Raw genomic sequence first — 13307 nt, 5'->3', positions numbered from 1 at the left:
AGGGCTTTAAGGGTATGAAAAGCTGCGTACAGGAATGATTGATTACTTTTATACCTTTGTACAAAATTAGTGATTAACGCAGGTAAAATTGAATTTAGCTAAAAATATTAGAAATACAGCGGCTCGTGTCTTGCAAAATGAATCGAATGCAATTTTGAAGCTAATCGATTATTTAGATGGAGATTTTGATGCTTGTGTGGAACAGATTTTACATGGTAAAGGCCGTGTGGTGATTACTGGAGTTGGAAAAAGCGCAATCATTGGTAATAAGATAGTTGCAACACTTAACTCTACAGGTACTCCTGCTTTGTTTATGCATGCAGCTGATGCGATCCATGGAGATTTGGGGATGATTCAGGATGATGATATTGTTTTGTGTATTTCTAAAAGTGGAAATACTCCTGAAATCAAAGTTTTGGTTCCGTTGTTGAAAAAACTGGGATCCAAACTCGTTGCAATGGTCAGCAATACTCAAAGTTATTTGGCGAAACAGTCTGATTATGTGTTGAATGCCACAATAGGTGAGGAGGCTTGCCCAAATAATTTGGCACCGACTACAAGTACCACAGCACATTTGGCTTTAGGGGATGCTTTGGCTGTTTGCTTGTTGGAAGCACGTGGTTTTAGCTCCGAGGATTTTGCCAAATATCATCCTGGAGGATCATTGGGAAAACAGTTATATTTAAGGGTAGCAGATTTGATTGGGGGGAATGAAATCCCAGTTGTTTCCAAAGAGGCAGGTTTAGCTGAGGTGATTTTGGAAATTTCCGGTAAAAGATTGGGCGCTACGGCTGTTTCTGATGAAAGTGGAAGACTTTTGGGAATCATTACAGATGGTGACTTGCGGAGAATGCTTCAAAAGACTTTGGATATAGCATCCTTAAAAGCTGAAGATATCATGACCAGCGGACCGAAAACGATTGACAAAGACGAATATGCCATTCGTGCTCTAAATATGATGCGCAATCATAATATAACGCAGCTGGTAGCGATGGATGGAGAAAATATTGCCGGATTTATACATATTCATGAGTTAATGAAGGAAGGTATTGTTTGATGTTTGAATGCAAAATAGACCCTATATAGTAATCATGGCTGGGGGAATTGGGTCCCGGTTCTGGCCTTACAGCAGAAGAAAAAAGCCCAAGCAGTTTTTAGATATTCTCGGAACTGGTAGATCTTTGTTGCAAATGACTTACGATCGGTTTCGGGCGATAGCTGAAAAAGATCAATTTTTTGTAATTACCTACAGGAAGTATGTCAGCCTGGTCAAAGAACAATTGCCTGAACTGGAGGATCATCAAATTTTGAGTGAACCCAATCGTAAAAACACGGCTACATGTATTGCATATGCCGGATATAAGATTCATTCCATCGATCCAGAAGCAACTATGATTGTGACTCCAGCAGATCATTTGATCCTGCAGGAAGTTAAATTTTTAAAGACTATCGAAAAAGCTGTAAAAGCTGCTCAAATTGATCATAGACTGGTGACTTTGGGAATCAAACCAAATCGTCCCGAAACTGGGTATGGGTATATTCAGTACCATGAAGGAAAAGGAGAAGACGCTAGAAAAGTGAAGACTTTTACTGAAAAGCCAAATCTCAAATTGGCCAAAACCTTCATTGAGAGCGGCGATTTTGTTTGGAATTCAGGGATGTTCGTTTGGAAAGGGAGCAGTATAATTCATGCTCTTAGAGAACATATGCAAGATATTTCCGAAATATTTGATGAAGGAATCGAGGCTTTTGGAACGGAGAAAGAAGATGATTTTGTGAGTAAAGCCTATCTGCAGGTAAAAAACATTTCCATTGATTTTGGATTGATGGAAAAGTCTAGTGATGTCTATGTGATTTTGGGGGATTTTGGTTGGTCTGATTTAGGATCCTGGACCAGTCTCCATGAGATTCGTGAGAAGGATAAGCAAAATAATGTAGTGGAGGCCAACGCTATTTTATATAATACTGAAAACAGCTTTATCAGCACTAATTCAGATAAGTTGGTCGTAGTGGAAGGTTTAAAAAATTACCTGGTCAATGAAACTGACAATGTCTTGCTTATTTGTCCTTTAGATGGAGAAAAGAAATTCAGAGATTTTGTTTCCAATGCCCGTAAAAAAGGAGAGGACTTCGTTTGAAGTCCTCTTTTTTTATGCTTTTCTCTGTCTGATTGCCTCGTAAATGGCGATTCCCGCCGATACTGAGACATTAAGACTTTCTATATTTCCAGCCATTGGGATTTTTACTTTTTCATCTACGATCCCCATGATTTCTTGAGAGATACCATCTTCTTCGGAACCCATAACCATAGCAACCGGACTTGCAAAATCAGCTTCATACATGATTTTGTCTGTTTTTTCAGTGATTGCTACCAAGGTCAATCCCATTTTCTGAATATCTCGGCAGGTGTAGAAGAGGTTTTTGACTCTCACCACTGGGATGAAATTCAATGCTCCAGCCGATGTTTTGATCGCGTCAGAATTGATTTGAGCACTCCCTTTTTCTGGAATGACAATCGCATCGATTCCAGCACATTCGGCAGTTCTGGCAATAGCTCCAAAATTTCTCACATCGGTAATATGATCCAAAATCAAGATTAATGGAGATTTTCCAACCGCGTAGCAATTGTCAATCACATTGTCCAAAGAGGCATAAGTGATCGCAGACATTTGGGCGATGACCCCTTGATGATTTTTACGAGTGATTCGATTAAGCTTTGCATCCGGAACACGTACAACAGGAACACCTGAAGACTTGCATAGCTGAAGCAATTCTTTGATCAGGTCATTATTCAATTCTTTTTGTACTAAGACCTTGTCGACCTCTTTTGCAGCATGGATTGCCTCCATAACAGCACGAGTACCAAAAATAAAATCTTTGTCGTGAGCTCCTCGCTCGATTAGAAAGCCATCCTTCCGCTTCTCCATTGGGATATATTTTTAAACCAAATCGGCTGGTAAGCACGAGATCGATTTAGAGTGTAGTAATGAGGGTTGAGTATGTTTTTTACCCGTGCAAAGGTAAAGCGAATTTTTGAACTCTCATCTATACCTACATAAGACCAAATTTCTCGATCCTGATAAAAATTAACTTCCTGAGGTGGACCCATCACAATATAGACCATTCCTTTGTCGGTTTTCCATCCTTCTTTGAAATCGGTAAATAAGATGTTGGCAAATTCTACCTGTCGAAAATACTCACGAATTAGCTCCTTAGCAGTGTCTGGATTCCTCGTCAAATTGATCCAATACTGATCCAATGCTTTCTTTTTATCCTGGGCCATCAATAAAGTTTCATGCTCTCTCCTTGTGGAAATGTAGGTAACCATCTGTACCATTTCATCCCAATCCTTCACCTTGGGAAATGCCTCATGAGTTGTTTTGATCAAAAGACCTGAACTTGCGGCTGTGTCTTGCTGAAAGAAATAATAACCCAAATGATCCAAGTCTTTGGGTACGTTGGCAAGAAAATCCCCTTCGTCATTTACTTCAACTTCTTTGGGTACCGGGGCTGGTTTGGTTTCCATCGGTGGGTAAGGTACGTCAAAGTCAATTGGATAATAGAAACTATGAAGATTAGGACCTTGGGTTGATTTAAATAGCAATGCCTCCCCAGCAGTTAAATAATTCTGGTCAAATGGGACACTATTGGCATAGTATGCGCCAAAACTAGGTAGATCATATACATATGGACTTTTCAAATCCACTTGGAAATAATAGGGGTCCCCTTGTCTCGTGTCTGTCGCAGAAAATAGTAAGATAGCGGTTTCCTGACCCGCGGGAACTGTTATTTCTTTTTCGAAAACCCAATGTCGATCTGTGTCATATTTCAGATCATTTTCTATTAAAATATTGGTGTTTTCAGAGTCTATTTCATCATTGTAGCTTGAAAGAACCGAATATGAAAAGCTGTATGAATTTACAGAAGGTTCCTCTTCAATCTTCTCAACGACCATCTGAGCCAAGAAGGTATTGTTATCTTTCTTTACAGGTATGACTTTCAAGGCAATTCTAGAATACCTAGAATATCTTAAAGCCTGATTAAGATCGCTTAGTGTGTTTTGTGCAAAAGATGAAAAAGCGAATGAAAAGACAAGAAGAAAAAGTGGGAGAATGTAAATTGGTTTAAGCTTCATTGGGTGATCATATCTGGTTTTAAAAATTAACCTTACTTTTGCCAAAATAGTAAAATTTTACATGGCTACCTATACAACGGAAATCGCCTCTGACAAGTTGGTAAGCGATAATCCAATACATCAACGACTATTAAAAGCATACATTGCAGCTAAACCTTGGATTAGTGGTGATTTGTTGGAAATCGGATGCGGAGAAGGAAGAGGGGTGGAAACTTTGCTCCCTTTGGCGAATAGCTATATAGGTATCGATAAAATCGGGGAAGTGATTTCTAGTCTTCAGGAAAAGTTTCCTGGAGTGGAATTTAGACAAGCTGTCATCCCACCATTCGAAGGCTTTGAGGACAATTCTTATGATACGATAGTAAGTTTTCAAGTAATCGAGCATATCCAAGACGATAAACTTTTTCTCGAAGAGATCTATCGGATGCTTAAACCGGGAGGGAAAGCCATCATTTCTACACCAAATAATACTCATACTCTTTCTAGAAATCCTTGGCATATCCGAGAATATATCCCTCAACAGTTGATTGATTTGAGTGCAGGTATTTTCGATAAAGTGGAGGCCAAAGGAGTAGGAGGAAATCAAAAAGTATGGGATTATCATGAGGCAAATAGAAAATCCGTTCAAAAAATCATGCGATTTGATATCCTGGATTTGCAGCATCGACTTCCTAATTGGATTCTGAGAATGCCTTATGAGATTCTAAATCGAATGAATAGAAACAAGCTTCATCAACAAGAAGGTGATTCTGTAACTCAGATTACACATGAAGATTTTCCTCTAGTTGAGGATCCAAAAAAAGGTTTGGATTTGTTTTATATTCTTTGGAAAAAGTAAATCACTGAACTCCTTGGGTGGAATCCCACCAACCTTTCATTTTTCGGATATATAGGATTTGACCTGTATGATATGCATTGTGCGATGCAACGTTTGCTAGGCTAGATGTCCAGCCCTCCAATTGCTCAGGGGTGGCATTAGCAACCGCTTCCTCCAATTCAATCATCACTTGATCCAGATCTCCTTTGGTCTTTTCCCAAGCAAGACTATCAAGCAAGGAGAATGTCTCCGTGTTTTCCCCTTCAAACTCCTCAACATTTTCTCTTTTGAATGCTTTCAAAATCCGTTTGTTCCAAAATAATAAGTGCGAACCTAACTGTGATATAGAATGGTTTTCTGTACTGTCTTTCCAATTTGCTTGATCCACTGTCAAGCCTTTTACAGCTTGATTGAAAGATACGAACCATTCAGAATTCGAATGGGAGTTTTTAAGCTGTTCGGAAATAAGTTCTTGAACTGGGGGACTTGAGATTTTCTTTCCGCAGGAAAATAAGAGCAGTGATAAACTTATAAGTAGTAGCTTTTTCATGGGTTCATTGGTTTTCTACTATAAGTTCAAAAAAAAAGTCAGGATAACCTGACTTTCTCTTTATTAATCTCTTCTGTCTAAAACTCCCGGTGATTGACTTTCTTGGCCGATCAAGGATTCTAGTCTCAGTTTGAGTTCCTGTGCTTTTTCTTGATACCCTCTTTCTTCCAAAAGCGGAATAAAATATTTGATCATCTCAATAGAAATCATCATCTCACGATCGTAATCCCTATTTTCCTTGGTGTAGAATTCAATCATGTCCAAGGATTTTTTAGAAATCACATCGATGATGTCAAGCGCTTTTTCTTCTTCTCCAACTTCGAAGAACAATGGTACGGATTGACCGCTCGATAGATCATAAGGAATCGCATCATTCGGCATCACTTCCAATCCGTAATTCAGAATGGTAGCTGCTTTTTCCATTTTGTCCTCATCCAGAAGTGCTATTGCAATGTTGTTGATAGCACTTCGATGGTTGGAAGCAAATCGGCGATACTCTTCATCCAAATAAGCATTCGGATCATCCATCCCTCTGAATGCAAACTTGGTCATGTAGTTTTCGTAAGCCAATTCTGCATTTACCAATTCTTCTCTCACATAGTTAGGCTTTCTAACAGGTAGAAGTCGATAAGTCAAGCCTTCCATTACTACATGATCTTCTAGATTGATTCCAATTGTAGCTAGAGATGTATTATTGAAATAGATTGGTCTTTCCCAATTGTTGTTCACAATCAAATCTACCAACATCAAATTACCTTTGGTGAGATAGCTTCCTTTTACTTGAAGATTGATTTGAGGAGTAAATAATGGTGCAAATTCTTCAGGGATAATATCCTGATTGAAAACAGCAGCACTATCCACTTCCATGATCAAGTTTCGAGAAGGAACCATATTCAACTGACTTTTACCTCCGGTCTGCATCTTCAATAGATCAGACCCTGAGTTCAAAAGCTTTAGATATTCTTTAGCTGAGATGGCATTTAGACCTTCTCTTTCCATGACAAAGATGACGTCATTGGTTCCTTTTTGGAACTTGTCCTCAGAAAGAGAGAAAGGAAGGGCTTCAGATTCATTGACAGGATGAGTCATTTGCTCTACATACCAATCCGTATCGAAATAACTCAAAACGATCACCCGAACATCCGTACGGAATCCTTCTACTTCCTGCACATACCAAAGTGGGAAGGTGTCGTTGTCTCCGCCGGTAAATAAAATGGCATTCGGAGCACAGGAGGCCAGGAAGTTTCTAGCAGAATCAACAGAGAAATAGCGTCCCTGTCTATCGTGGTCATTCCAGTTTTGAGCTCCCATTAATCCTGCAATAGGCAAAGTGATCAAGGTTGCGGCGATACCTGCAGTCGCAAGGTTTTTGGTGGCTTTGCCAAGCATATGTGCCAAAGCCAAAACTCCCATACCTGCCCAAATGGCAAAGGCATAGAAACTACCCACATAGATATAATCTCGTTCTCTTGGCTCGACAGGTGGAGAGTTCAGGTACAATACCAAAACCACACCCATCATCAAGAAGAGCATCAAATTCACATAGAAGGACTTTGGATCAGCTTTGGCTTGGAAGAACAAACCGATAATTCCCAAAATCAAAGGAAGCATCAGGTAATTGTTATGTCCTTTATTTTCTAAAATATAATCGGGGTATTTGTCGGAGAATGCATCCGTGATTCCCATCCAAGGAGCATCAGAGAAGTCACTTTCTCGTCCAGAGAAGTTCCACATAAAATATCTCCAATACATGTGTCCCAATTGATGGCTCAACATGAAATAGATATTGTCACCAAAAGTAGGTTGTTGGCCTTCTCTCAACCCTAGTTTCTCACGGTAAATTCTTTTATGATTTTCCTGAGTTGAATAGATTCTTGGAAGGATGGTGGTTTTCTCTGGATTGTAAGTGTTTTTCAACTCATAATCCGCAATCTCATACTTGTCTTTTCCTTTTCTATAGACAGGAGCGCCTTCTTCCTGATCAATGAGCTCTGCAGTAAAATATTGCCCATGCAATAATGGTCTATACCCATACTGCTCTCTTTTCAAATAGGAGACATAAGAGATGATATCCTTTGGAGCATTTTCATTGATCACAGGATCTTGGTTCGCACGGATGACTATTAAAGCATAAGAGCTATATCCGATTAAGATGAAAATCAAAGAAAGAAGAATAGTGTTCAGACCTGCCATTTCCCTTTTTCTGGAATAGCGGTAGGCATAAAACAAGGCTGCAAAGAACAGGATAATAAAGAAGATGATTCCTGATCCAAAAGGAAGTCCAAGGCTGTTTACAAAGAAAATCTCCGTGGAACCTGCCATACTCGGTAAGCCAGGAATAATAATATTGTTGATGATGATCAATGCTACTCCACCAAAAAACATGGCGATTAGTGCGCCTTTTAAGTTTGGCTTTTCATACTTTTTGAAATAGTAGATCAATGCCAATGCAGGTAATGTGACCAAGTTGAGCAAGTGGACACCGATAGAAAGTCCAACCAAATAAGCGATGAAAATCATCCACTTGTTTTCCTCTCTTGGGTCCTTGATCACATCCCATTTCAATACCGCCCAGATTACGATAGCTGTAAAGAAAGATGACATGGCGTAAACCTCTGATTCCACTGCAGAGTACCAAAAGCTATCAGAGAATGCATAAATAAATGAACCAACGATACCAGCACCAATAAGGCTAATGGTCTGACCTTTCGTCTCATTTCCTTCTTCAATGGCGAATAGTTTTCTCCCAAAAAGGGTGATAGACCAGAATAGGAATAGAATAGTGAAGCCTGAAAACAAGGCACTTCCCACATTCATCCAATAGGCTACCTGTAGCGGATCACCAAAAGCAAGGAAGCTAAACATACGATAAACCAAAAGCATGAATGGTGCTCCTGGAGGGTGAGGGACTTGAAGCTTATAGGCAACGGCAATAAATTCTCCTGGATCCCAAAAACTCGCCGTTTGTTCGACGGTCAATATATAAACCAAAGTAGCTACTACAAATACCACCCAGCCGGTGATATTGTTGATTTGCTTGAATTTGAGCATTAATGAGGTAGTTTTGACGGACGAAAATATAAAATTTATTCCCAAGTCTGGGTTTTTTAGCACTTTTTAAAACTGCCCTCTGTTCTAGTCCTGTGATAATTATTACTGACATATTAGGACCAGTGGTTCTATCTTTGTTTAGAAATTAAAATTCTGAGTATATGAGCACGCAACCAAAAACATTTCAAGAGCTGATTAATGGTGATACACCTGTTTTGGTAGACTTTTTTGCTACCTGGTGCGGTCCATGCAAGATGATGCAGCCGATTCTAGAAGAAACTTCAAAAGCTTTGGGTGGTAAAGTGAAGATTGTAAAAGTAGATGTGGATAGAAACCAGCTGGCTGCCAGTAATTTTCAGGTGAGAGGAGTGCCTACATTGATACTTTTCCAACATGGAAAAATCTTATGGAGAGAGTCAGGAGTTGTGCCAGCTCATCAGTTGGTGAAAATCCTAGAATCTCATTTGACAGCAAATGCTTGATTCCAATGTGACAAAAGTCATTTTGGATCATCTGTCATCAACCTAATTTTGATCAAGTTTAAAAGCGAAAAATTTAATAAAGCAATCATATGAAAATCGAACAAATCTATACCGGATGTCTTGCTCAGGGAGCTTATTACATTGAGTCTAATGGCGAGGCTGCTGTAATCGACCCTTTGAGAGAAGTACAGCCTTATATCGAGAAAGCTGAGAGAAGAAATGCGAAAATCAAATATGTGTTTGAAACGCACTTCCATGCTGACTTCGTTTCAGGACACAAAGACTTGGCTGCAAAGACAGGAGCTAAGATCGTTTACGGTCCTACTGGAATGACAATGGGATTTGATGCGATCATCGCAGAAGATAACCAAGAGTTTCAAATCGGTGGAGCTAAAATCAAAGTGATTCACACTCCAGGACATACGATGGAATCAGCTTGTTATTTGTTATACAATGAAGAAGGAAAAGCTGAAGCTATTTTCACAGGAGATACCTTGTTCATCGGTGATGTTGGAAGACCTGATTTGGCTCAGAAAGTGGTAAAAGACTTGACTCAGGAAAAATTGGCGGGTCATCTTTATGATTCATTGAGAAATAAATTGATGCCTCTTCCAGATGATTTGATCGTTTACCCAGCACACGGTGCAGGATCTGCTTGTGGTAAAAACATGAGTAAAGAGACTTCAGATACCTTGGGTAATCAGAAGAAAACTAATTACGCTCTTCAGGATATGACCAAAGAAGAGTTTATCAAAGAAGTATTGACAGGATTGACTCCTCCTCCAGCATATTTCCCTCAAAATGTAATGATGAATATCCAAGGATATGATAGCATTGACGAAGTATTGGAAAGAGGCGTGAAGCCATTGACACCAGCAGAATTTGAAGCTGTTGCCAATGAAACTGGTGCGATGATTTTGGATACACGTGATCCTCAGACATTCGCTAAAGGATTTATCCCTAATTCAATCAATATCGGTATCGATGGATCCTTTGCAGTATGGGTAGGAGCGATGATTCCAGATGTGAAGCAAGAGATTTTGGTGGTAGCCGAAGAAGGAAGAGAAGAAGAAGTGATCACCAGATTGGCTAGAGTTGGATACGATTATGCTTTGGGTTATATCAAAGGTGGTTTCAAATCTTGGAAAGAGTCTGGAAGCGAAGTGGATTCCATTACTTCAATCTCTGTAGATGAGCTTGCTAAGATTCAAGCTAATGATCCAGAAGCCCATATCTTGGATGTAAGAAAGAATTCAGAGTATTTGTCTGAGCATGTAGTGGATGCAGAAAATGCACCGCTTGACTACATCAATGACAGTATGCTAAAAGTTGATAAAGACAAAACATACTATGTGCATTGTGCAGGTGGATATCGTTCTATGATCTTCAACTCTATCTTGAGAGCGAGAGGATACGATAACTTAATTGACGTTGCTGGTGGATTCAAATCCATCAAGGAATCAGGTAAGTTTAAAGTGACAGATTACGTTTGTCCTACTACATTGCTCTGATTTGACATAGAGAAAAGCTGCTTAAAAATGAAATGGCGAGCCTTCGGGCTTGCCATTTTTAGTTAGTGGATTTTCCATGTGATTAAAGTCACAAGGTAATGCGAAAGATACAAGCGAAATTTGCAGTACTGATTCTCCTCTTCTGGTGCACCACCCCTATCATTGCCCAGCACCATGAGGTAGAGTCAGAAGCGATTGACCCAGATAAAAAGTTGTTTGGGAAAGTTTTGAAAAGTGGAACCTTCGAATTTCATCTGAGGACTTTCTTCATGGGAACGGTAAATCAAGGAGCTTTGACTGATTATTCCACCTGGGGTACTGGTGCTGGCCTTGGATACTTCTCACCACGATGGAAAGGATTTGGACTTGGATTTAGCGGATTCTTTGTTTTCAGACATTATGAAAACAATGTTACTTCTCTAGACCCAATCACAGGAATGCCTAATCGCTATGAGATCTTGCTTTATGACGTTCATCATCCAGATAATCATAAGGACATGGATCGGTTGGAGGAGTTTTACATTTCATACGAAACACCTGAAGTATCTGCATGGCTAGGAAGGCATCATTTCGAAAGCCCTTTGCTAAATGCTTCAGACAATCGAATGAGACCCAATTTATTTAGCGGAGCTTCCTTCAGCTGGAATCATGAGAAATTAAGCTTGAAAAGTGCCTGGTTTACACATGTGATTTCTAGAGGCTCTTTGGAATGGCTTCCGATCAAGGAATCCTTCGGGTTTTATGCAACTGGCAGGAACCCAGAAGGAGGTGAGGAGAGTTATAAGCACCATATTCATACAAATGGTGTTGGAGTTATAGGAGCTGAATGGAATGAACACAACTGGAAAGCCAAGTCATGGACTTATCTCTCTGAAGGAGTGTTTGCCATTAGTTTATTACAAGCTGAAGGGAAATATGAAACCGGATCAAGTGCCGATTTGGTTTGGGGAGTTCAAGGATTGTATGAATCTGCTATCAAGGATGGCGGTAATTCAAATCCAGAGTACGCTTACATCCTTCCTGGCGAAACTTCAGCAGCTGTTGGATTGAGAGGAGGTTTGAAATGGCCTCATTCTCAATGGACCTTGAATTATCTGGGGATTTCAAATCAAGGAAGATTTCTTTTCCCAAGAGAATGGGGAAGAGAGCAATTCTTTGCAAGTCTTCCAAGAGAACGATTTGAAGGGCTTGGAGGTGTTCATGCGGTGATGACGCAGTATGAACATGAGATGTTCGAAGATAGATTTCGATTAGTAATAGGTGCTTCTCACGTGAAAACACCTGATATACATAATGTAGAGTTGAATAAGTATGGGATACCTAGTTATCTCCACTTCTCTGGATTAGCTGATTATAGATTTCAGGGCTTCTTTCAAGGGTTGGATCTCCAGCTTTTGGTAGCCGCAAAAAAGGAAACATTTGAAAGAGAAATACCTCTTGAATATGTTATCAATAGGGTTGACATGGTGAATTTCAACCTGATCCTAGATTACAGATTTTAAAAAAGAAAAATAAATAAAAATGAACCAAGTAATGGATTTGATTACTCAGCCGTGGCCATGGTATGTGGCGGGGCCTTTGATCGGGCTTACAGTCCCGGCACTATTGATTTTAGGAAATAAGACCTTCGGTATTTCTTCCTCATTGAGACACGTTTGTGCTGCCTGTATGCCTGCAGATATTCCTTTTTTCAAATACAACTGGAAAAAAGAAATATGGAACCTTCTATTTGTGTTGGGAGTGTTGATTGGGGGCTTTATCGCTACGAACTTCCTTGCAAACCCTGAGACCATTGTGATCTCTGAAGCAACTCAAAATGATTTGAAAGCTTTAGGTGTGACTGACTTCACAAGTTTACTTCCTTCTGATATTTTCTCTTGGGAAAATTTATTCACTGCTAAAGGACTATTGTTCTTTGTAATCGGTGGGTTTATGGTTGGGTTTGGAACCAGATATGCCGGAGGTTGTACTTCTGGTCATGCCATCATGGGGATCAGTTCTCTGCAGTGGCCATCACTTTTGGCTACTACTTTCTTTATGATTGGTGGTTTCCTAATGACACATGTGTTGCTAGAGCCATTGATGAAATTAGTAGGGTTTTAAACAAAAATTGAAAAGACATGTTAGTAGCAGATAAAAAAGAAATTAATGTTCAGGATCCTCATTGCGTAGCACCTAACTTAAAGCAAGAAGGTGAACATGGGGCTCAGTTGATCAAATATTTGATTTTGGGAATCTTGTTCGGAATCGTATTTGTCAAGGCTGAGATTATATCCTGGTTTAGAATTCAGGAAATGTTTAGACTTCAATCTTTCCATATGTATGGTGTGATTGGATCAGCGATTATTACAGGGATTATTTCTATTCAATTGATCAAAAGATTGAATATCAAATCTATTCATGGTGAAAAGATCAATATCCCTAAAAAAGAGTTTAGAAAAGGACAGATTATCGGTGGATTTATCTTTGGTCTGGGTTGGGCTATGACAGGTGCATGTCCAGGACCTCTTTTCGCTCAGATTGGTAGTGGATTTACTGTAATTGTAGTCACCCTTCTTTCAGCAATTGCAGGAACTTGGGTTTATGGTAAGTTTGCTAAAAAACTGCCTAATTAAACTTAACACAGGAGAATTAGGTATTGGGCCGTGGATTAATATTCACGGCCTTTTTTAATCAAATACTTTTTTGATGATAAATCTGATTAAAAGAATGGCCGAAATAATGATGGTTCCTACGATTACAAACTCCATAATTGTGTTTT

The 13307-nt window shown here is 39.5% G+C and carries 12 protein-coding genes; 8 read left to right on the top strand and 4 right to left on the bottom strand.

What is annotated here, in order from left to right; translation table 11 throughout:
* Positions 1-88: 88 nt before the first annotated feature.
* Both BUF13_RS12980 and BUF13_RS12975 read left to right on the top strand, forming a co-directional pair.
* Positions 89-1057, top strand: a complete 969-nt coding sequence (locus tag BUF13_RS12980; RefSeq protein ID WP_073572219.1) for a KpsF/GutQ family sugar-phosphate isomerase — start codon at positions 89-91, stop codon at positions 1055-1057.
* Positions 1058-1064: 7 nt separating this feature from the next.
* Positions 1065-2138, top strand: a complete 1074-nt coding sequence (locus tag BUF13_RS12975; protein ID WP_073572218.1) for a mannose-1-phosphate guanylyltransferase — start codon at positions 1065-1067, stop codon at positions 2136-2138.
* A 12-nt stretch (positions 2139-2150) separates the two neighbouring features.
* Here the strand turns inward: BUF13_RS12975 and rlmB are convergent, their stop codons facing one another.
* Together rlmB and BUF13_RS12965 are read right to left on the bottom strand one after the other, a co-directional pair.
* Positions 2151-2927, bottom strand: coding sequence for a 23S rRNA (guanosine(2251)-2'-O)-methyltransferase RlmB (rlmB, locus tag BUF13_RS12970; RefSeq protein WP_073572217.1), 777 nt, complete (start codon positions 2925-2927; stop codon positions 2151-2153).
* Positions 2900-4135 (bottom strand): GWxTD domain-containing protein, encoded by a 1236-nt coding sequence (locus BUF13_RS12965; protein ID WP_073572216.1) that lies wholly within the window; start codon positions 4133-4135, stop codon positions 2900-2902. The genes rlmB and BUF13_RS12965 overlap by 28 nt, the downstream gene beginning before the upstream one ends.
* Positions 4136-4196: 61 nt before the next feature.
* On the opposite strand from BUF13_RS12965, the gene BUF13_RS12960 reads away from it, so the two are divergent.
* On the top strand, positions 4197-4973 hold the full coding sequence (locus BUF13_RS12960; protein WP_073572215.1) for a class I SAM-dependent methyltransferase: 777 nt from the start codon (positions 4197-4199) through the stop codon (positions 4971-4973).
* Position 4974: 1 nt separating this feature from the next.
* On the opposite strand, the gene BUF13_RS12955 is transcribed toward BUF13_RS12960, so the two are convergent.
* Both BUF13_RS12955 and BUF13_RS12950 read right to left on the bottom strand, forming a co-directional pair.
* Positions 4975-5502 (bottom strand): DinB family protein, encoded by a 528-nt coding sequence (locus tag BUF13_RS12955; RefSeq protein ID WP_073572214.1) that lies wholly within the window; start codon positions 5500-5502, stop codon positions 4975-4977.
* Between the two features lie 63 nt (positions 5503-5565).
* Positions 5566-8553, bottom strand: a complete 2988-nt coding sequence (locus tag BUF13_RS12950) for a glycosyltransferase family 117 protein (protein WP_073572213.1) — start codon at positions 8551-8553, stop codon at positions 5566-5568.
* A gap of 161 nt (positions 8554-8714) precedes the next feature.
* Here BUF13_RS12950 and trxA point away from each other — a divergent pair, with 161 nt between their 5' ends.
* The 5 genes from trxA to BUF13_RS12925 all read left to right on the top strand — a co-directional run bounded on the left by trxA (position 8715) and on the right by BUF13_RS12925 (position 13161).
* A complete protein-coding gene (gene trxA / locus BUF13_RS12945; RefSeq protein WP_073572212.1) occupies positions 8715-9035 on the top strand; it encodes a thioredoxin in 321 nt (106 codons plus the stop codon).
* 89 nt (positions 9036-9124) lie between these two features.
* A complete protein-coding gene (locus tag BUF13_RS12940; RefSeq protein ID WP_073572211.1) occupies positions 9125-10546 on the top strand; it encodes an MBL fold metallo-hydrolase in 1422 nt (473 codons plus the stop codon).
* Between the two features lie 98 nt (positions 10547-10644).
* The gene (locus BUF13_RS12935; RefSeq protein WP_073572210.1) at positions 10645-12048 is read left to right on the top strand and encodes a hypothetical protein; all 1404 of its coding nucleotides are present in this window, start codon (positions 10645-10647) and stop codon (positions 12046-12048) included.
* Between the two features lie 19 nt (positions 12049-12067).
* Positions 12068-12649 carry a YeeE/YedE family protein gene (locus BUF13_RS12930; protein ID WP_073572209.1) on the top strand — a complete coding sequence of 194 codons (582 nt, stop codon included), beginning with the start codon at positions 12068-12070 and terminating at the stop codon, positions 12647-12649.
* 17 nt (positions 12650-12666) lie between these two features.
* Complete coding sequence (locus tag BUF13_RS12925) at positions 12667-13161, top strand: DUF6691 family protein (RefSeq protein WP_073572208.1); 495 nt, start codon at positions 12667-12669, stop codon at positions 13159-13161.
* Positions 13162-13307 lie beyond the last annotated feature (146 nt).

The sequence above is a fragment of the Algoriphagus zhangzhouensis genome (assembly GCF_900148515.1).
In the GTDB taxonomy this organism is placed as follows: Bacteria; Bacteroidota; Bacteroidia; order Cytophagales; family Cyclobacteriaceae; genus Algoriphagus; species Algoriphagus zhangzhouensis.
This window is presented reverse-complemented; position numbering and strand designations above follow the sequence as displayed.